This is a genomic window from Bacillus cereus group sp. MG9 (genome assembly GCF_040459995.1).
Classification (GTDB): Bacteria; Bacillota; Bacilli; order Bacillales; family Bacillaceae_G; genus Bacillus_A; species Bacillus_A mycoides.
In genome coordinates this window covers 3,843,668-3,863,597 of record NZ_JARVHC010000001.1, presented here as the reverse complement: position 1 = coordinate 3,863,597, position 19,930 = coordinate 3,843,668, and the positions used below count along the sequence as shown (strand labels likewise).

The following is a 19,930-nucleotide window of genomic DNA, read 5'->3' as shown; positions in this document are numbered from 1 at the left end:
CATCATGGAAACGACTGTAAAAAAACAAAAGAAAAATCTAGAAACAAAGAAACCATCAATTTATTCTTTACAACTTCATGAAATGCAAGATTGGTTAAAGGAACAAGGAGAACCTAAGTTCCGTGCAGGACAAATTTTTGATTGGCTATATAAAAAACGTGTAAAAAATTATGAGGATATGTCAAACCTTGCTAAAGGATTGCGCGATAAATTGTCGAATTCCTTTGATATTACTACTTTAAACACTTTAGTAAAACAAACGTCTTCGGATGGAACGATTAAATTCCTATTCCAGTTATACGATGGATACTCTATTGAAACTGTACTAATGCGACATGAATATGGAAATTCCATTTGTGTAACAACACAGGTGGGTTGCCGCATTGGCTGTACGTTCTGTGCTTCTACACTTGGTGGGTTAAAACGAAACTTAGAGGCTGGAGAAATTGTAGCGCAAGTAGTAGAAGTTCAGCGTGCGCTTGATGAAACAGAAGAACGTGTAAGTTCTCTTGTTGTTATGGGAATTGGAGAACCATTTGATAATTATGATAACTTAATGTCATTCTTACGCATTGTAAATCATGAAAAAGGAATTCATATTGGTGCAAGACATATGACAGTTTCAACAAGTGGAATTGTTCCAAAAATTTATAAGTTCGCTGAAGAAGATATGCAAATTAATTTTGCGATTTCATTGCATGCTGCAAATACAGAGATACGTTCAAAATTAATGCCGATCAACCGTGCTTATAAGCTACCTGATTTAATGGAAGCTGTTAAATACTATGTAAATAGAACAGGGCGTCGTATTACATTTGAATATGGCTTATTTGGAGGAGAAAATGACCAAGTTGAGCACGCTGAAGAACTTGCTGCGCTCTTAAAAGGTGTAAAATGTCATGTAAACTTAATTCCGGTAAACTACGTGCCAGAACGTGATTATGTACGTACGCCACGAGAGCAAATTTTCTTATTTGAAAAGACGCTAAAAGATCGTGGAGTGAATGTAACCATTCGCCGTGAACAAGGTCATGATATTGATGCAGCCTGCGGTCAGTTGCGTGCAAAGGAGCGCAAAGAAGAGACGAGGTGACTAGATGAAAGCCGTGTTTCTATCGGATAAAGGAAAAGTTCGTCAACATAATGAAGATAGTGCAGGAGTTTTTCGCAATTTAGATGGAAATATTTTAGCGGTAGTAGCAGATGGAATGGGAGGTCATCGAGCTGGCGATGTAGCTAGCTCGATGGCTATTCAATTATTCCATGATTATTGGAAGCAAACGCATAATATGAATGAGCCTAAAAAGGTAGAAAAGTGGTTACATACTAACGTTGGAATTATTAATGAGCGCATATATGCTTACTCTAAGCAGCATGCAGAATGTAATGGCATGGGAACAACACTTATAATAGCCATTTGTACATCGAATTTTGTGACGATAGGTCATATAGGAGATAGTCGGTGTTATATGGTATCAGAGGGGAAAATGACGCTTGTAACGGAAGATCATTCGCTTGTAAATGAACTTGTGAGACATGGCGAAATTTCAAAGGAAGATGCAGAATATCACCCGAAAAAGAATGTTTTGTTAAGAGCATTAGGAAATGAAGAAACAGTTGGATTAGATGTTAAAACATTGGTGCTTGAAGAAGATGATCAATTACTTCTTTGCTCGGATGGATTGTCTAACAAAGTTTCTATTGCTGATATGCAACAAATTTTACAATTGAATGAACAGCTCGAGGCGAAGGGAGAGCATCTCATTCAATTAGCAAATGATCGTGGTGGAGAAGATAATATTACCCTCGTTATTATTGATTATACGGATTCGACAAACGAAAGTAGGTGAAGTGCAACGTGCTGATTGGAAAACGCTTAAATGACCGTTATAAGCTGCTGAAAATGATTGGCGGTGGAGGAATGGCCAATGTATATTTAGCTCATGATGATATACTCGGCCGAGATGTAGCGGTAAAAATATTAAGACTCGACTATTCAAATAATGAAGAGTTTATTAAACGTTTCCATCGAGAAGCGCAATCTGTTACAACGTTGTCGCATCCAAATATTGTGAATATGTATGATGTTGGGGAAGAGGATGATATATATTATCTTGTAATGGAATATGTACCTGGACGAACATTGAAGCAATACATAATTGATCGAGGGATGTTACCGATAGGAGAGGCTCTTGATATAATGGAGCAGTTAACGTCCGCTATGGCACACGCCCATCATTTTGAGATTGTACATCGTGATATTAAACCGCACAATATTTTGATTCGAGATGACGGAGTGGTCAAAGTAACAGACTTTGGAATTGCGACAGCTACAAGTGCAGCAACGATTACACATACAAATTCGGTGCTCGGTTCGGTGCATTATTTATCACCAGAACAAGCGCGCGGCGGTATAGCGAATAAACAATCAGATATTTATTCACTTGGGATTGTTATGTTTGAATTGTTAACAGGAAGACAACCGTTTTCTGGTGAATCTGCTGTTGCAATTGCGTTAAAACATTTACAAAATGAAATGCCATCTCCAAAAAGATGGAATGAAAATATTCCACAAAGTGTTGAAAATATTATATTAAAGGCAACTGCGAAAGATCCGTTCCATCGATATCAATCTGCTAACGCGATGAAACGAGATATTGAAACAGCACTATACCCAGAACGAATAAATGAACAACCATTTTACATACCAGAAGATATGGAAGCAACGAAAGCGATTCCAATTATTCAACAAGAACAACTATTTCAAAATGTAAGTGATGAAACGATTGTATTAAAAGGAAGTAAAGTGGATGAACAAGTAAGAAAAGAAGAGACCAAATCAGGTAAGAAGAAAAAGCGAAATAATAAATGGCTGAAAGTTTTAATTACAACATTTTTACTTTTAGCGATAGGGATAACATTAGCACTTACTGTTATTCCAGGCTTCTTTATTCCGAAAGATGTGAAGGTTCCTGATGTGGCTGGTATGAAATATACGACAGCTGTAAATACATTAGTTGAAAAAGGTTTTGAAGTTACTGAACCTAATCTTGTATATACAGATGATGTTGAAGCCGGAAACGTGATAAAAACAGATCCTATAGCAGGAAGAGTAGTGAAAGAAAACTCTAAAATTACTATCTATCAATCAGGTGGGAAAAAGAAAAGTAAGATGAGTGATTTGACAGGAAAAGATTTCGAGAGTATAAGAGCTGAGTTAGAAGAAAAATATAAACAAGTTACAATAAATTATATTGAAAATGATAAGCCGAAAGGTGAAATTGTAGAGCAAATACCAACGCCTGATCAAATGGTTATAGAGACAGAACAAGAGCTGAAAATTTGGGTAAGTAAAGGACCTTATCAAATAAGACCAGGTGATTTTTCAGGATGGACTGAAAATAGTGTAAAAGGTTATTTAAATGAAAGAAAGCTTGTTTCTGATATACAAAGAGAGTATTCAGATAAGGTTGATAAAGGTCTTGTTATTTCACAGTTACCAAAGCCTGGGACACCTTTAAAAGAAGGAGATAAAGTATCGATTGTTATCTCCGATGGTCCGAAGCCTAAAGTGACGAAAACGGTAAAAGTGGATAACATTTCTATCCCATATGAAGCTTCTGCAACAGGTGAGAAAAAGCCGCAAACAATAGAAATTTATAAAGAAGATATGCAGCAAAAAATGGATAAACCAGTTGAAACGAGAACAATTACTGAGTCAGCGATTATTTCTTTAGAATTTGTAATTCAAGAAGGTGCAAAGGGACACTATAAAATTGTCCGAGATGGAGTAACGATTATGGACAAGGAAGTACCATATCCAGCTCAATAATAGTGAATTCCATCGTCCTTATATAGAAGATGGAATTTATTACTCTTGCCTGTTATGCTGTCTACATCGTGGACTGTATAACAGGCAAAAATATATGATTCAAAAAGCTGTAAAAGTGATACTGTTGTAAATAATATTTTAAATTTGATGGTAGATTAAATATATGAACCTGGATATATATTTGGTGGGCTTTGAACTAATTGTTTACAGAACGCTAGTCTATTCATATTTAATTGCAGTTTCATTTTATACAAAATAAAGGAGAATTATATGCCAGAAGGAAAAATTGTAAAAGCTCTAAGTGGGTTTTATTATGTGCAGAATGAGGAAGGGATTACACAATGTCGTGGGCGTGGTGTATTTAGAAAGAATAAAATTACGCCACTTGTAGGAGACCAAGTTGTTTTTCAAGCGGATAATCCGAATGAAGGTTATGTGTTAGAAGTATTTGATCGGAAAAATGAACTTGTTAGACCTCCTATTGCTAATGTTGATCAAGCTATTCTTGTTTTCTCTGCGGTAGAACCAGATTTTAATCCAGGACTGTTAGATCGATTTTTAGTATTAATTGAATATCATAACATTAAACCAATTATTTGTATTAGTAAGATGGATTTAGTAGATGAAAAAATGAGAGAAACTGTTGAATCTTATGCAAATGATTATCGTGAAATGGGTTATGATGTGTTGTTTACTTCTATAAATACATCGGAAAGTATTGATATTCTGAAACCTTTCTTAGAAGGTTGTATTTCCGTCGTTGCAGGCCAATCTGGTGTTGGGAAATCTTCAATGCTAAACGTATTACGTCCAGATTTAGAATTGAAAACTAATGATATTTCTTCACATTTAGGACGTGGAAAGCATACGACAAGACACGTAGAACTAATTACAGTTGGAAGCGGACTTGTTGCGGATACACCTGGTTTTAGTTCGCTTGATTTCATAGATATAGAGGTAGAAGATCTTACATATTGTTTTCCAGAGTTGAAAGAAGCGAGCCAATACTGTAAATTTAGAGGGTGTACACACCTTGCTGAACCGAAATGTGCGGTGAAAGCTGCGGTTGAAGAAGGAAAGATTACCGAATATCGTTATAAGAATTACAAACAATTCGTAGAAGAAATTAGAGAGAGAAAGCCGAGGTATTAGTCATGATTAAAATTGCACCATCGATTTTATCAGCAGATTTTTCAAGATTAGGGGAAGAGATTAAAGATGTAGAAAAAGGCGGAGCTGACTACATTCACGTCGATGTAATGGATGGGCATTTCGTACCAAATATTACGATTGGACCATTAATTGTAGAAGCAATCCGTCCGATTACATCATTACCGTTAGATGTACATTTAATGATTGAAAATCCTGATAACTATATCCCAACTTTCGCAAAAGCGGGAGCGGATATTATTACTGTTCATGTAGAAGCGTGTCCTCATTTACATCGTACAATTCAGTTAATTAAATCTCATGACATTAAAGCAGGGGTTGTATTAAATCCGCATACTCCAGTTTCAACGATTGAGCATGTATTAGAAGATATAGACATGGTATTACTTATGACAGTAAATCCTGGATTTGGCGGGCAGAAGTTTATTCATTCTGTATTACCGAAAATCAAACAAGTTGCAGAAATGGTTAAAGAGCGAAATCTAGAAGTGGAAATTGAAGTTGATGGTGGTGTCAACGCTGAAACGGCAAGACTTTGTATTGAAGCAGGAGCGAATGTTCTTGTAGCGGGATCAGCAGTATACAATCAAAAAGACCGCGGTGAAGCAATTCGTGTAATTCGCGGATAAAGAATGAACGAACCTTTATCCTAGTGAAGCTTCTAGTTCATTAAGACTTCACTATTTATACATGTTAGAGTGGCAAATAAGGAGAAAGGCAATCTACCGAATGGCAGATTGCCTTTTTACAATAGAAGGGGAAGGAAAAATGATTATTCATATTTTAGCGGGAGGACCTGCAGAATACTGCGCAGATTTTTCGCGGTATGAAAATGAAGAAGTAGTTTGGGCGGCCGTTGATAGAGGAGTGTACCGTTTGTTGAAAAGAGGAATCACTCCGGCTGTTGCGTTTGGGGATTATGATTCAGTTACTGATGAGGAATTAGCATGGATGAGGCAGCAAACAAATGAATTACATATCGTCCCGCGAGAAAAAGATCAAACAGATTTAGAAATTGCAATTAGCTGGGCTTTAGAACAGAAACCAAAATTAATTCGTATTTTTGGTGCTACTGGTGGAAGACTTGATCATGGTTTAGCAAATATTCAGATGCTTTTAAAGGGATTAGAAGTAAATATAGAAATGTGTATTGTGGACAATAAAAATGAAATAATGGTGAAAAAGTTTGGTATGTATATAATTGAAGGAAACGAACATTTTCCATACGTATCATTTGTACCAGTTACTGAAAGGGTAGAAGGTATTACACTTCACGGTTTTAAGTATCCCCTTACTAATAAAACAATAGAGTGGGGATCGACACTTTGTATTAGTAATGAACTCGTTGAGGAAAAAGGTACTTTTTCATTCACTTCTGGCATATTAATGATGATAAGAAGCACTGATTGAAGAAACAATTTTGCTCCTTGCATCATATAGTGAACAAGTGGAGTAATGGGGATTAGGAGGGAAACCATGAGATTTTATACAATTAAGTTACCTAAATTTCTTGGTGGAATTGTTCGTGCGATGTTAAATACCTTCAAAAAAGACTAAAAAAAGCACCTATTACCGGTGCTTTTTCCAATGGTATAATAAAAAAAGAGCCTAGCGGCTCTTTTTTTTATTATTAAACACGTTCGATTTTGCCAGATTTTAATGCTCTAGCAGAAACGTAAACACGTTGAACTTTTCCGTCGATGCGTACGCGAACTTTTTGAAGGTTAGCGCCCCATTTACGTTTTGTAGCGTTCATTGCGTGAGAACGAGAGTTACCAGAACGAGCTTTTCTTCCAGTGATAGCACAAACACGAGCCATTTATATTTCCCTCCCTTAACTACCGTAACATACGTAATTTTTCAATATTAGTCTTTTATGCGATGCTAAAAACACTACTATAATTTAACACAACTAAAAAGAGAATGCAACACCGTAGGAAAAAGAAATCAAGAAAAAATACTTGACACTATATGTCAATGAAGAAAAGGTGAAATCAAGAAAAATTGCTTGACATATTATAGTGGTACATGTTGTATAATAACAATGGACTATTTTGCTCATCATAAAAAAATGTAATTTAAAACATAAAATATGAGAGTGAAAAAGAAAGAACGATGGAATTTTCTTTAAAAAGATTATATGATAGTAACTAAAGTAGTCTAGCTCACTTTCACCATTTATGAAGGGGGAAACGAGATGTCAATTGAAATTAAAACGAAGTACGGTCAAATTGATATTAGTACAGATGTAATTGCAACAATTGCTGGAGGTGCCGCAGTAGATTGCTACGGTATCGTAGGTATGGCATCAAAAAATCAGTTAAAAGATGGATTAACAGAAATTTTACGAAAAGAAAACTTCACTAGAGGCGTTATTGTTCGTAAAAATGAAGATGAAGTACATATTGATATGTATATTATTGTGAGCTATGGTACGAAAATTTCAGAAGTAGCACATAACGTGCAGACTAAAGTGAAATATACATTAGATCAAACTGTAGGACTAGCAGTAGATTCTGTAAACATCTACGTACAAGGAGTTAAAGTAATAAACTTGTAATGTGCATTAAGGAGGAAAATCTGTGTCAATTCAAAAAATTGATGGAAAACGTTTATCACAAATGATCATTCAAGGAGCCAATAATTTAACAAATAATGTTCAGCTTGTTGATGCATTAAACGTATTCCCAGTTCCAGATGGCGATACCGGTACAAACATGAACTTATCAATGACTTCAGGCGCACGTGAAGTGAAAGCAAATCCTTCGCAGCATGCTGGTAAAGTCGGTGTAAGTTTAGCCAAAGGATTATTAATGGGAGCTCGTGGTAACTCTGGGGTTATTTTATCTCAGTTATTCCGTGGTTTCTCTAAATCCATTGAACAAAAAGAAGAATTAACGACAGTTGATTTTGCTGCAGCTTTAGAAGCTGGAGTAGAGGCAGCTTACAAAGCGGTTATGAAACCAATTGAAGGAACGATTTTAACGGTTGCAAGAGAAACGGGTAAATATGCAGTGACAGTTGCGAAAAAACAGCGCGACTTTGTTTTGTTTATGGAAGACGTTGTAAAAGAAGCAAACGCATCGTTAAATCGTACGCCAGATTTATTACCTGTATTAAAACAAGTTGGCGTTGTAGATAGCGGTGGTAAAGGTCTTGTTGTTGTATATGAAGGATTTTTAGCTGACTTAAAAGGAGAAACGATTTCTTCTGATATGCCTGCCCAACCATCTATGAATGACATGGTACGTGCAGAACATCACCGTAGTGTACAAAGCCAATTGAGTACAGAAGATATTAAGTATGGATATTGTACGGAGTTCATGGTGAAATTAGAGCCTGGAAAAATGAAGGAACATAATTTCTCTGAACAAAAATTCCGTGAAGATATTAGTGTGTACGGAGATTCACTACTTGTTGTATCGGATGATGAGGTTGTAAAGGTTCATATTCATGCGGAACATCCTGGAGATCCTATGAACTATGGACAACGTTACGGTAGTCTAATTAAGATCAAAGTAGAAAATATGCGTGAACAGCATACTGCTTTATTAGATGAACCTAGCATGGTACCTGAACAAACGAATCAGCCAATAGAGAAACAACCGTATGGTATTGTAACTGTAGCTATGGGATCGGGTATTAAAACTCTATTTGAGAGCATTGGTGCAACGAAAGTTATCGAAGGTGGCCAAACGATGAATCCGAGTACGGAGGATATTGTGAAGGCGATTGAAGAGGCGAATGCTGAAAAAATCATCATCTTACCAAATAACGGGAATATCGTGATGGCAGCAGAACAAGCAGCGTCAGTTGTAGAACAAGAAGTTATTGTTATTCGTTCAAAAACAGTTCCTCAAGGTATGGCTGCAATGTTAGCATTTAATCCAGTTGGAACGCTAGAAGAGAATGAAGAAAACATGAAAGAAGCTTTAGCTCATGTGAAAACAGGTCAGATTACGTATGCTGTTCGTGATACGGAAATTGACGGTGTAGCGATTCAAAAAGATGATTTCATGTGTATTGCAGATGGGAAAATTGTATCTACAAATGCTGAGAAAGTAGGAGCTGCAAAGCAATTACTAGAAGCGCTAATTGATGAAGATTCTGAAATCGTAACGATTCTACAAGGTGAAGATGCAACAGATGAAGAAGTGGCTAAATTAGTTGCGTTTGTAGAAGAGAACTTTGAAGATGCAGAAGTAGAAGTACATGCAGGGAACCAACCGGTGTATTCTTTCATCTTCTCTGTAGAATAAGAAAAGATTCGATTTGAAAATAAATGGGTTACTTACTTGCTAATAGATAAGAAATAGTGATATGAAGTTGATTACTAGTTTTTATTCAAAAGGCTAGCATATTGATGATAGAAAAGAGCCTTGCTGCTAATAGTGAGGCTCTTTTCTTACGTATTGTACAACTTTGTTTTATCCCGCTATTTGTGGGCAGTAAAACTTCCACCCCCTATATTCGGCTGGAGCAAAGAAGTTAAGTGGGAGATTAACTGCCCGTAAACGCCCACTGATTATAGTTTCACTTTATATAGAGGGATTAGAGTAGTTTCTCGTAGAATGCCTATGATAGAATATATAAGGTGAAAGAGAGCGATTACAGATGTCAATGATAATAATGGATAATCAATAGAATGAATCAAAGAAAATAATGTGACGGAGCGTGAGAATCTTGAATGAAGTTGTACAAGTTCCTGTTACGAATGTAAAGGGAATCGGAGGAGAAACATCTGAGTTGTTACACGAGATGGGAATTTATACAGTTTCTCATCTATTAGAACATTTTCCGTACCGCTATGAAGACTATGCGATGAAAGATCTTGCTGAAGTAAAGCATGACGAGCGTGTAACGGTTGAGGGGAAAATTCATAGTGCTCCTTTACTGCAATATTATGGGAAGAAGAAGTCACGTCTTACAGTTCGTGTTCTCGTCGGTCGTTATTTAATTACAGCTGTATGTTTTAATAGACCATACTATAAACAAAAGTTAAATTTAGATGAAACGGTAACGATTACTGGTAAATGGGATCAGCATCGCCAAACAATTGCTGTATCAGAACTGAATTTTGGACCGGTTGTACGACAACAAGAAGTAGAACCTGTATATTCAGTGAAAGGAAAACTGACAGTAAAACAGATGCGCCGGTTTGTTGCACAAGCGTTTAAGGAGTATGGAGATTCTATAGTCGAAGTGTTACCAGATGGTTTGTTAAGTCGATATAAATTATTATCACGCTATGAAGCGCTCAGAGGGTTACATTTTCCAGTGGGACAGGAAGACTTAAAGCAAGCGCGTCGCCGTTTTGTATATGAGGAGTTTTTCTTGTTTCAGTTGAAAATGCAAACATTACGGAAAATGGAAAGGGAAAACTCGAAAGGGACGAAAAAGGAAATTTCATTAGTAGAATTGCAAGAGTTTACTGATGCGCTTCCGTTTCCATTAACTGGCGCACAACGCCGGGTTGTAGATGAAATAATGAAAGATATGATATCTCCGTACCGAATGAATCGATTATTGCAAGGGGATGTAGGTTCTGGGAAAACAGTTGTTGCTGCGATTGCTCTTTATGCGGCGAAATTGGCTCATTATCAAGGTGCTTTGATGGTTCCTACAGAAATTTTAGCCGAGCAACATTATCAGTCGCTCGCGGAGACGTTTTCACATTTCGGTATGAAGGTTGAATTGCTAACAAGTTCTGTTAAAGGTGCGAGACGTCGAGAAATTTTGTCGAGATTAGAACAGGGAGAAGTAGACATCCTTGTTGGAACGCACGCTTTAATTCAAGACGAAGTTATATTTCATAGGTTAGGTCTCGTTATTACCGATGAACAGCATCGATTTGGTGTGGCGCAGCGCCGGGTTTTACGTGAGAAAGGTGAAAGTCCAGATGTATTGTTTATGACGGCGACCCCAATCCCGCGTACGTTAGCTATCACTGCATTTGGAGAGATGGACGTTTCTATTATCGACGAAATGCCAGCTGGTAGAAAGGTAATCGAAACGTACTGGGCAAAACATGATATGTTAGATCGTGTCCTCGGCTTTGTGGAGAAAGAGATAAAAAAAGGAAGACAGGCATATGTTATTTGCCCTCTTATTGAAGAGTCTGAGAAGCTTGATGTACAAAATGCTATCGACTTACATAGTATGCTGACTCATCATTATCAAGGGAAATGCCAAGTTGGATTAATGCATGGGAGACTATCATCTCAAGAAAAAGAAGAGATAATGGGACAGTTTAGTGAAAATAAAGTGCAAATTCTTGTGTCGACAACAGTTGTTGAAGTAGGCGTGAATGTACCAAATGCGACTGTTATGGTTATTTATGACGCGGAACGTTTCGGTTTATCACAGCTCCATCAGCTGAGGGGGCGTGTTGGGCGTGGTAGTGAACAATCATATTGTTTATTAATTGCGGACCCGAAATCAGAAACGGGAAAAGAAAGAATGCGCATTATGACTGAAACAAATGATGGATTTGTATTGTCAGAAAAAGATTTAGAGTTACGAGGTCCTGGGGATTTCTTTGGAAGTAAGCAAAGTGGTCTACCAGAATTTAAGGTTGCTGATATGGTACATGATTATCGGGCGTTAGAAACAGCAAGACAAGATGCAGCGATACTAGTTGATTCAGAAGCGTTTTGGCATAATGATCAGTATGCTTCGCTGCGTACTTATCTTGATGGGACAGGTGTGTTCCAGGGAGAGAAGCTCGATTAAAAGTAGTCTGCAAAAGTTTTTGTTGCATTCTACTTTTAATGATTATATACTACTTTTAGTACCTAGTCATAAAAATGGATGGTGCGGTATGAAAAAAAGAAGAAGTAAAAAAGAAAGACAAGAATTATTACAACAAACAATAGAAACGAATCCTTTTATAACGGATGAAGATTTAGCGGAAAAATTTCAAGTGAGCATACAAACTGTTCGTCTTGATCGTATGGAATTATCTATTCCTGAATTAAGAGAACGAATTAAGCATGTGGCTACAAAACAACATGAAGAAGATGTGAAATCTTTACCGTTAGAAGAGGTTGTCGGAGAAATTATTGATATAGAATTAGATAGACATGCGATTTCTATCTTTGAAGTAAAGGTAGAGCATGTATTTAAAAGAAATCAAATTGCTCGTGGGCATCATTTGTTTGCACAAGCAAACTCACTAGCTGTTGCGGTTATTGATGAAGAATTAGCTTTAACTGCAAAGTCCACCATTCGATATATTCGTCCTGTAAAATTAGGAGAGCGTGTTGTTGCAAAAGTACGTGTTGAAGATGTAGAGAATGATAAAGGACGGACGGTTGTCAAAGTGCGTAGTTTTGTTGGAGAAGAACTTGTCTTTACAGGCACTTTTGAAATGTATCGATCTAGTAATTATAGTGAGGAAGGTAACAACTTATGAAAATCGCAATAGATGCAATGGGCGGCGATCATGCACCAAAGGCTGTAGTATTAGGAGCAATGAAAGCTATTAAGGAATACTCAGATTTACATATTACGTTAGTAGGGAAAGAAGAGGGAATTCGTCAATATTTAACGAGTGAAGAGCGAATTACTATACTTCATACGGACGAAAAAATTGAATCGACAGACGAACCAGTAAGAGCGGTTCGTCGAAAAAAACAAGCTTCAATGGTACTAGCGGCGCAGCAAGTAAAAGACGGCGTAGCGGATGCTTGTATATCAGCAGGTAGTACAGGAGCTTTGATGGCAGCTGGATTGTTTGTTGTTGGTCGTATGGAAGGAATTGAACGACCAGCTTTATCACCTACAATGCCAACTGTTGATGGAGAAGGTTTTGTTATGTTAGATGTTGGAGCCAACGTTGATGCAAAACCAATTCATTTATATCAATATGCAGTAATGGGCTCTGTTTACGCAGAGAAGGTAAGAGGAATTAAAAATCCACGCGTTGGACTTTTAAACGTTGGAACAGAGGATGGTAAAGGAAACGAGCTTTCAAAACAAGTCTTTGCTATGCTCAAGGATGCACCAATTAATTTCGTTGGAAACGTTGAATCAAGAGATTTATTGCAAGGTGTAGCAGACGTTGTTGTATGTGATGGTTTTACGGGTAATGTAGCGCTAAAATCATTAGAAGGAACAGCACTTGCGTTATTCTCTATGTTAAAAGAACAATTAATGAGTTCGTTTACGAGCAAATTAGCAGCAGCGGTATTAAAACCAAAACTTATGGTATTGAAAGATAAAATGGATTATTCGGAGTATGGGGGAGCGGCGTTGTTTGGATTGAAAGCTCCTGTCATTAAGGCTCACGGTTCTTCTAATGACCAATCGATATTTAGTGCGATTCGTCAAACGAGAGAAATGGTAGCGAAAGAAGTAATTCCTACAATTTCAAGTGTAATGGAGAAGGAGCCGCTTCAATAAGAGGAGGATTTGAAATGGGAAAAATAGCATTTCTTTTTCCGGGCCAAGGTTCACAGGCAGTTGGAATGGGTAGACAGTTAGCGGAGAATAATAAAGAGGTTGCGAAAGTGTTTGCAAAAGCGGATGAGGTTTTGCATGATTCTCTTTCAGAAGTGATTTTTGAAGGACCGCAAGAAAAGTTAACATTAACAACAAATGCGCAGCCGGCACTATTAACAACGAGCTTTGCAATTTTAACAGCTTTGAAGGAGTATGATATTACACCTGATTTTGTCGCAGGACATAGTTTAGGTGAATATAGCGCTCTTGTAGCTGCTGGTGCATTAACATTCGAAGACGCTGTATATGCTGTAAGGAAACGCGGGGAATATATGGAAGAAGCTGTTCCAGGCGGGGAAGGTGCAATGGCAGCTATTTTAGGTGCGGATCCGGATATGCTGAAACGAGTTACAGAAGAAGTAACAAGTGAAGGATATGCAGTACAAATTGCTAATATGAATAGTACGAAGCAAATTGTTATTTCTGGAACAAAGCAAGGAGTAGAACTTGCTTCTCAAAGAGCGAAAGAAAATGGTGCTAAAAGAGCAATTCCGCTCAAAGTAAGTGGACCGTTTCATTCCTCGCTTATGAAACCAGCTGCTGAGAAATTCCAAAGTGTTTTAAATGAAATTACAATTCAAGACACGAATATTCCTGTTATTGCAAATGTTACGGCAGATGTTATTACGCGTGGTACAGATATTCAAGCAAAGCTAATTGAACAGCTCTATTCGCCTGTATTATGGTACCCATCTATTGAGTATATGGTGAATCAAGGGGTAGATACATTTATTGAAATCGGACCTGGAAAAGTACTTGCTGGTCTTATGAAGTCGATTGATTCTTCAGTGAAAGCATATGCGGTATATGATGAAGAGACATTAAGAGATACCATTTCAAATTTGAGAGGAGAAAGCTGATGTTAAAAGGGAAAGTAGCATTAGTAACTGGTGCTTCACGTGGGATTGGTCGTGCGATTGCTATTGATTTAGCGAAACAAGGGGCAAATGTTGTAGTAAATTATGCTGGTAATGAGCAAAAGGCGAATGAAGTAGTTGATGAAATAAAGAAATTAGGTTCAGATGCCATTGCAGTAAGAGCAGATGTTGCAAATGCTGATGATGTTACTGCAATGGTGAAACAAACTGTAGATACGTTTGGACAAGTTGATATTCTTGTAAATAACGCTGGTGTAACAAAAGATAATTTATTAATGCGTATGAAAGAAGAAGAATGGGATACAGTTATTAATACAAACTTAAAAGGTGTTTTCTTATGTACGAAAGCAGTATCGCGCTATATGATGCGTCAACGTCATGGACGTATTATTAATATCGCTTCTGTTGTTGGTGTAACAGGAAACCCAGGACAAGCAAATTATGTTGCTGCTAAAGCTGGTGTAATTGGATTAACAAAAACATCAGCAAAAGAATTAGCGAGCCGAAATATTACTGTAAATGCAATTGCTCCAGGGTTTATTGCGACTGATATGACGGATGTATTAGATGAAAATATAAAAGCCGAAATGTTAAAATTAATTCCTGCAGCTCAGTTTGGAGAAGCACAAGATATCGCAAATACTGTAACGTTTTTTGCTTCTGATCAAAGTAAATATGTTACAGGTCAAACGTTAAATGTTGATGGCGGTATGGTAATGTAATAAAAGAATCGATTTCACCTAGTTTTTTTGGACAATATTTTATATAATATTTGAGGGGAGGTGAATAGAATGGCAGATGTTTTAGAGCGTGTAACCAAAATTGTCGTTGATCGTTTAGGAGTAGAAGAAACTGAAGTAGTACCAGCTGCAAGCTTCAAAGAAGATTTAGGCGCAGACTCCCTAGATGTAGTAGAACTTGTAATGCAATTAGAAGATGAATTCGAAATGGAAATTTCTGATGAAGATGCTGAAAAGATTGCTACTGTTGGCGATGCTGTGACTTACATAGAGAGTCATCTATAATGCTTAAGTGAAGTCCCGTTTTTTAACGGGGCTTCTCGGCTTATATCTGGAGGGACCTATGCCGTACCGAAAACATAGAGAAAAAAAATACGAAGCAAAATATCGTGAAGCTTTTAAAGTATTTCAAGAAGAGATAGGTATTACGTTTACAGATGAAAAATTATTGATTCAAGCGTTTACGCATTCATCGTATGTGAATGAGCATCGAAAAAAACCGCATGAGGACAATGAGCGTCTTGAGTTTCTTGGCGATGCTGTATTGGAACTCACTGTATCACAGTATCTGTTTCAAAAATATCCGACAATGAGCGAAGGAGAGTTAACAAAACTACGTGCAGCTATTGTATGTGAGCCATCTCTTGTTCGTTTTGCAAACGAAATGTCATTTGGTAGCCTTGTTTTATTAGGGAAAGGTGAGGAAATGACGGGTGGACGTGAACGACCAGCTTTATTAGCGGATGTCTTTGAAGCGTTTATTGGTGCCCTTTATCTTGATCAAGGGCTAGAAACAGTTTGGGGATACTTAAAAGAAGTTGTATATCCAAAAATTAATGAAGGTGCTTTTTCTCATGTGATGGATTATAAGAGTCAATTGCAAGAATTGATTCAGCGTGATGGTAGTGGCAATGTTGAGTATCAAATTTTGCAAGAAAAAGGACCGGCCCACAACCGAGAATTTGTGTCCCGTGTAACTTTAAATAATGAGGCATTAGGTCTTGGAAGTGGTAAGTCAAAAAAAGAGGCAGAGCAACAAGCTGCTGCAGAAGCATTGAAAAAATTAAAAGAACAATCATGAGGAATCCCCCTTTGAATGAGGGGGATTCCTTATGCATAGAATGAAACTTTCCTTTTATTTATAAATAAAAGGAGTGGGAAATCCGTATAGTAGTTTGTTTTCGTATAGACAACGTTTACAACAACGGAGAATAGGAGGAAGGCCTTTCGTGTTTTTAAAAAGATTAGAAATAGCAGGATTTAAGTCTTTTGCTGAGCGTGTATCTGTCGATTTTGTTCCAGGTGTAACTTCTGTAGTAGGACCTAACGGGAGCGGGAAAAGTAATATTACTGATGCAATTCGCTGGGTACTTGGTGAACAATCTGCAAAGTCATTACGCGGTGCAAAGATGGAGGATATTATTTTTGCCGGCAGTGATACGAGAAGAGCGGTTAATGTTGCTGAAGTTACATTAACTTTAAATAATGAAGACCAACGCTTACCGATTGAGTATAACGAGGTGTGTGTAACGCGTCGTGTATCTCGTTCGGGTGATAGTGATTTTTATATTAATAAACAATCTTGTAGATTAAAAGATATTATTGATTTATTTATGGACTCTGGTATGGGAAGGGAAGCTTTTTCGATTATTAGCCAGGGGAAAGTCGAAGAGATTTTGAGTAGTAAATCAGAAGAACGTCGTGGTGTATTTGAAGAAGCTGCGGGTGTGCTGAAATATAAACTTCGTAAAAAGAAAGCTGAAGGGAAATTGGCGGAAACACAAGAAAACTTAAATCGTGTACAAGATATTATTCACGAATTAAGTAGTCAAGTAGAACCACTAGAAAGACAAGCTTCTATTGCGAAAGATTATCTTGAGAAAAAAGAAGAATTAGAGAAAGTAGAAGCTGCGCTTATTGTACATGAAATTGAAGAATTACATGAAAAGTGGGAAGCGCTTCGAAATCAATTTGGGCATAATAAAGATGAAGAAGCTAAAATGTCGGCGAACTTACAAAAAAGTGAAGAAGAGCTTGAGGAATTACGCGGGCAATTACAAGCCGTTGATGAATCTGTAAATTCCTTACAAGAAGTTCTACTTCTGTCTAGTAAAGAACTAGAAAAACTAGAAGGGCAACGCGAGCTGTTAAAGGAAAGAAAGCAAAATGCAACGACACATTGTGCGCAGCTTGAAAAGCTAATTGTTGAGTTAACAGAGAAAACTACAAGTTATGATGGCGAAATTGAAACAAGTACAAAAGCTTTAATGCAATTTGTGAATCAAGTAAAAGAATTGGAGAAGAAATTGCATGATAACGAGCAATTACTTGCGACTTTTGCTGAGAATTTAGAGGAACAAATTGAGAATTTAAAAGGTGACTATATTGAACTTTTAAATCAACAAGCAAGTCTTCGTAATGAATTATCTATGATTGAAGAACAATCAAAACAGCAAAACTCTAAAAACGAACGACTTGATGAAGAAAATGAAAAGTATGTACAGATGCGTGTGGAAATTACAGCGAAAAAGGCGAAACTTGTAGACAGCTATGAGCAAGCGAGAGAGAAAATAGCTGGCATTATTTCTAACATACAGAAGACAGAAACGGCACTTGGGAAATGTAAGTCACAGTATAGTGAAAATGAAACGAAACTGTATCAAGCGTATCAATTTGTGCAACAGGCGCGCTCTCGTAAAGAAATGTTAGAAGAGATGCAAGAGGACTACTCTGGCTTCTATCAAGGGGTACGTGAAGTATTAAAGGCTAGAGAAAATAGACTACAAGGTATTGAGGGAGCTGTTGCAGAACTTCTGACTGTGCCGAAAGAATATGAAATCGCAATGGAAATCGCCCTTGGGGCAGCGATGCAACATATCGTAGTACAAACAGAAGAGCATGCTCGTAATGCAATTGCATTTTTAAAGCAAAATAAACATGGCCGTGCAACGTTTTTACCTCAAGCTGTTATTAAAAGCCGATCGCTATCATTTGATCAATTACGCATTGTGAATCAGCATCCATCGTTTGTCGGTGTAGCGGCAGAACTTGTGCAGTACAATAATAAATATGAGAATGTAGTTTCAAGTTTATTAGGTACAGTTGTTGTTGCGAAAGATTTACGCGGAGCAAATGAGTTAGCGAAACAACTGCAATACCGCTATCGTATTGTAACACTCGAAGGTGACGTAGTGAACCCGGGTGGTTCTATGACGGGTGGAGCTGTAAAACAGGCGAAATCCTCTTTATTGGGACGTCAACGTGAACTTGAAGAGTGGACTAAAAAACTAACTGACATGGAAGAAAAAACAACAAAGCTAGAAAACTTTGTTAAAGCAGTAAAGCAAGAGATTCAAGAAAAAGAAGTACAAATACGAGAGCTACGCCAAGGTGTAGAGACCGAACGTGTAGATGAACAGAAGCTAAGAGAAGAAATTAATCGTTTAGAATTAGATGAACATCGTATTAATGATCGTTTATCGATTTACGATTTAGAGATTGAAGGATTTTTACAAGATCAAGTAAAAATGCAAGGGCGCAAAGAAGAGTTAGAAAAGATTTTAGCGACTCTTCAAGTTGAGATTGGGGAATTAGATAGCAAAATCGTCGTTTTAACGAAACAAAAAAGTGAACAATATTCTTCAAAAGAAAAAGTTCAGAAGGAAATGACGGAGCTAAAAGTACAAGCTGCTGAACAACAACAACGTTTGTCTAATCAAAAAGAAAAAGTCGAACGTTTGACGAAGGAAAAAGAAGAGACTGATGCGACGCTTGTAAAAACGAAAGAAGATTTAGCGTTCTTAAAGCAAGAGATGACATCTAATTCAAGTGGCGAAGAACAAATTACGAATATGATTGAGAAGAAAGCGTATGATCGTAATCAAACTTCGGAGTTAATTCGCTCTCGTCGTGAACAACGCGTATCATTGCAAGAAAGAGTCGAGCATTTAGAGCGCGGTGTGAAAGAAACAATAGGTAAACATAAATATATTCTTGAGATGCTGAAAGATCAAGAAGTGAAAATTAACCGACTTGATGTAGAGCTGGAAAATAGATTGCAACATTTACGTGAAACATATACTATTTCATTTGAAGCAGCAAAACTTAAGTATACAATGATGATGCCTGCAGAAGATGCACGTAAAAAGGTGAAACTAATTAAACTATCCATTGAAGAGTTAGGCGCAGTAAATTTAGGGGCAATTGATGAATATGAACGTGTAGCAGAGCGCCATACATTCTTATTAGAGCAAAGAGATGACCTAGAAGAAGCGAAATCGACATTGCATCAACTTATTACGGAAATGGATGAAGAGATGAAAAAACGCTTTTCTACTACGTTCGAAGGGATTCGAACAGAGTTTCAATCTGTATTCTCTGAATTATTCGGAGGTGGAAGAGCGGATTTAGTAATGACAAACCCAGAAGATTTACTAAATACGGGTATTGATATTGTAGCGCAACCACCAGGGAAGAAACTACAAAATTTAGGTTTACTTTCAGGGGGAGAGCGTGCTTTAACGGCAATTGCGCTCTTATTTGGTATTTTAAAAGTACGCCCAGTTCCATTCTGTGTTCTAGATGAAGTGGAAGCAGCTCTTGATGAGGCAAACGTTGCTCGTTTTGCGCAGTATTTAAAGAAATTTAGTGATGAAACGCAGTTTATTGTAATTACACACCGAAAAGGTACAATGGAAGAGTCTGATGTATTGTACGGTGTAACAATGCAAGAATCAGGGGTGTCGAAGCTTGTTTCTGTTCGTTTAGATGATGGCGAAGAACTTGTTGCAAGTAGATAGGAAGGATGG

Annotated in this window: 18 protein-coding genes; 17 read left to right on the top strand and 1 reads right to left on the bottom strand. The window is 37.3% G+C overall.

Annotation, left to right across the window (positions count from 1 at the left end; genetic code table 11):
• Nucleotides 1-4 precede the first annotated feature (4 nt).
• From rlmN to spoVM, 7 genes are all read left to right on the top strand, one after another.
• A complete protein-coding gene (gene rlmN / locus QCI77_RS19685) occupies nt 5-1,093 on the top strand; it encodes a dual-specificity RNA methyltransferase RlmN (protein WP_002014500.1) in 1,089 nt (362 codons plus the stop codon).
• A 4-nt stretch (nt 1,094-1,097) separates the two neighbouring features.
• Complete coding sequence (locus tag QCI77_RS19680) at nt 1,098-1,850, top strand: Stp1/IreP family PP2C-type Ser/Thr phosphatase (protein ID WP_002014501.1); 753 nt, start codon at nt 1,098-1,100, stop codon at nt 1,848-1,850.
• Nucleotides 1,851-1,858: 8 nt separating this feature from the next.
• Nucleotides 1,859-3,832 (top strand): Stk1 family PASTA domain-containing Ser/Thr kinase, encoded by a 1,974-nt coding sequence (gene pknB / locus QCI77_RS19675; RefSeq protein WP_113769753.1) that lies wholly within the window; start codon nt 1,859-1,861, stop codon nt 3,830-3,832.
• A gap of 270 nt (nt 3,833-4,102) precedes the next feature.
• On the top strand, nt 4,103-4,984 hold the full coding sequence (gene rsgA, locus QCI77_RS19670; RefSeq protein ID WP_002014503.1) for a ribosome small subunit-dependent GTPase A: 882 nt from the start codon (nt 4,103-4,105) through the stop codon (nt 4,982-4,984).
• A gap of 2 nt (nt 4,985-4,986) precedes the next feature.
• Nucleotides 4,987-5,631, top strand: a complete 645-nt coding sequence (gene rpe / locus QCI77_RS19665; RefSeq protein ID WP_002014505.1) for a ribulose-phosphate 3-epimerase — start codon at nt 4,987-4,989, stop codon at nt 5,629-5,631.
• 100 nt (nt 5,632-5,731) lie between these two features.
• Nucleotides 5,732-6,412 (top strand): thiamine diphosphokinase, encoded by a 681-nt coding sequence (locus QCI77_RS19660; protein ID WP_002014506.1) that lies wholly within the window; start codon nt 5,732-5,734, stop codon nt 6,410-6,412.
• Nucleotides 6,413-6,478: 66 nt separating this feature from the next.
• A complete protein-coding gene (spoVM, locus tag QCI77_RS19655) occupies nt 6,479-6,559 on the top strand; it encodes a stage V sporulation protein SpoVM (RefSeq protein ID WP_001213599.1) in 81 nt (26 codons plus the stop codon).
• 73 nt (nt 6,560-6,632) lie between these two features.
• Here the strand turns inward: spoVM and rpmB are convergent, their stop codons facing one another.
• Entirely contained in the window at nt 6,633-6,821 is a 189-nt protein-coding gene (gene rpmB, locus QCI77_RS19650) for a 50S ribosomal protein L28 (protein ID WP_000124776.1), read from the bottom strand.
• A 378-nt stretch (nt 6,822-7,199) separates the two neighbouring features.
• Between rpmB and QCI77_RS19645 the strand changes: the two genes are divergently transcribed.
• From QCI77_RS19645 to smc, 10 genes are all read left to right on the top strand, one after another.
• The gene (locus tag QCI77_RS19645) at nt 7,200-7,562 is read left to right on the top strand and encodes an Asp23/Gls24 family envelope stress response protein (RefSeq protein WP_002014507.1); all 363 of its coding nucleotides are present in this window, start codon (nt 7,200-7,202) and stop codon (nt 7,560-7,562) included.
• A gap of 22 nt (nt 7,563-7,584) precedes the next feature.
• On the top strand, nt 7,585-9,261 hold the full coding sequence (locus QCI77_RS19640; RefSeq protein WP_002014508.1) for a DAK2 domain-containing protein: 1,677 nt from the start codon (nt 7,585-7,587) through the stop codon (nt 9,259-9,261).
• A 424-nt stretch (nt 9,262-9,685) separates the two neighbouring features.
• Entirely contained in the window at nt 9,686-11,734 is a 2,049-nt protein-coding gene (recG, locus tag QCI77_RS19635; protein ID WP_353825398.1) for an ATP-dependent DNA helicase RecG, read from the top strand.
• An 88-nt stretch (nt 11,735-11,822) separates the two neighbouring features.
• The gene (gene fapR / locus QCI77_RS19630) at nt 11,823-12,416 is read left to right on the top strand and encodes a transcription factor FapR (protein WP_000747354.1); all 594 of its coding nucleotides are present in this window, start codon (nt 11,823-11,825) and stop codon (nt 12,414-12,416) included.
• Complete coding sequence (gene plsX, locus QCI77_RS19625; RefSeq protein WP_002128828.1) at nt 12,413-13,405, top strand: phosphate acyltransferase PlsX; 993 nt, start codon at nt 12,413-12,415, stop codon at nt 13,403-13,405. The genes fapR and plsX overlap by 4 nt, the downstream gene beginning before the upstream one ends.
• A 14-nt stretch (nt 13,406-13,419) precedes the next feature.
• Nucleotides 13,420-14,364 carry an ACP S-malonyltransferase gene (gene fabD, locus QCI77_RS19620; RefSeq protein WP_002190506.1) on the top strand — a complete coding sequence of 315 codons (945 nt, stop codon included), beginning with the start codon at nt 13,420-13,422 and terminating at the stop codon, nt 14,362-14,364.
• Complete coding sequence (fabG, locus tag QCI77_RS19615; protein ID WP_002014514.1) at nt 14,364-15,104, top strand: 3-oxoacyl-[acyl-carrier-protein] reductase; 741 nt, start codon at nt 14,364-14,366, stop codon at nt 15,102-15,104. The genes fabD and fabG overlap by 1 nt, the downstream gene beginning before the upstream one ends.
• A 69-nt stretch (nt 15,105-15,173) precedes the next feature.
• Entirely contained in the window at nt 15,174-15,407 is a 234-nt protein-coding gene (acpP, locus tag QCI77_RS19610; protein WP_002014515.1) for an acyl carrier protein, read from the top strand.
• A 58-nt stretch (nt 15,408-15,465) separates the two neighbouring features.
• Nucleotides 15,466-16,203, top strand: a complete 738-nt coding sequence (gene rncS, locus QCI77_RS19605) for a ribonuclease III (protein WP_002033792.1) — start codon at nt 15,466-15,468, stop codon at nt 16,201-16,203.
• A gap of 148 nt (nt 16,204-16,351) precedes the next feature.
• Complete coding sequence (gene smc / locus QCI77_RS19600) at nt 16,352-19,921, top strand: chromosome segregation protein SMC (protein ID WP_113769752.1); 3,570 nt, start codon at nt 16,352-16,354, stop codon at nt 19,919-19,921.
• Nucleotides 19,922-19,930: the final 9 nt, after the last annotated feature.

Coding starts and splice junctions, on each gene's coding strand:
- rsgA (WP_002014503.1), top strand. CDS start 4,103: ATGCCAGAAGGAAAAATTGTAAAAGCTCTAAGTGGGTTTTATTATGTG.
- rpe (WP_002014505.1), top strand. CDS start 4,987: ATGATTAAAATTGCACCATCGATTTTATCAGCAGATTTTTCAAGATTA.
- rncS (WP_002033792.1), top strand. CDS start 15,466: ATGCCGTACCGAAAACATAGAGAAAAAAAATACGAAGCAAAATATCGT.
- acpP (WP_002014515.1), top strand. CDS start 15,174: ATGGCAGATGTTTTAGAGCGTGTAACCAAAATTGTCGTTGATCGTTTA.
- fabG (WP_002014514.1), top strand. CDS start 14,364: ATGTTAAAAGGGAAAGTAGCATTAGTAACTGGTGCTTCACGTGGGATT.
- spoVM (WP_001213599.1), top strand. CDS start 6,479: ATGAGATTTTATACAATTAAGTTACCTAAATTTCTTGGTGGAATTGTT.
- fapR (WP_000747354.1), top strand. CDS start 11,823: ATGAAAAAAAGAAGAAGTAAAAAAGAAAGACAAGAATTATTACAACAA.
- rpmB (WP_000124776.1), bottom strand. CDS start 6,821: ATGGCTCGTGTTTGTGCTATCACTGGAAGAAAAGCTCGTTCTGGTAAC.
- QCI77_RS19680 (WP_002014501.1), top strand. CDS start 1,098: ATGAAAGCCGTGTTTCTATCGGATAAAGGAAAAGTTCGTCAACATAAT.
- QCI77_RS19660 (WP_002014506.1), top strand. CDS start 5,732: ATGGCAGATTGCCTTTTTACAATAGAAGGGGAAGGAAAAATGATTATT.
- plsX (WP_002128828.1), top strand. CDS start 12,413: ATGAAAATCGCAATAGATGCAATGGGCGGCGATCATGCACCAAAGGCT.
- QCI77_RS19645 (WP_002014507.1), top strand. CDS start 7,200: ATGTCAATTGAAATTAAAACGAAGTACGGTCAAATTGATATTAGTACA.
- fabD (WP_002190506.1), top strand. CDS start 13,420: ATGGGAAAAATAGCATTTCTTTTTCCGGGCCAAGGTTCACAGGCAGTT.
- rlmN (WP_002014500.1), top strand. CDS start 5: ATGGAAACGACTGTAAAAAAACAAAAGAAAAATCTAGAAACAAAGAAA.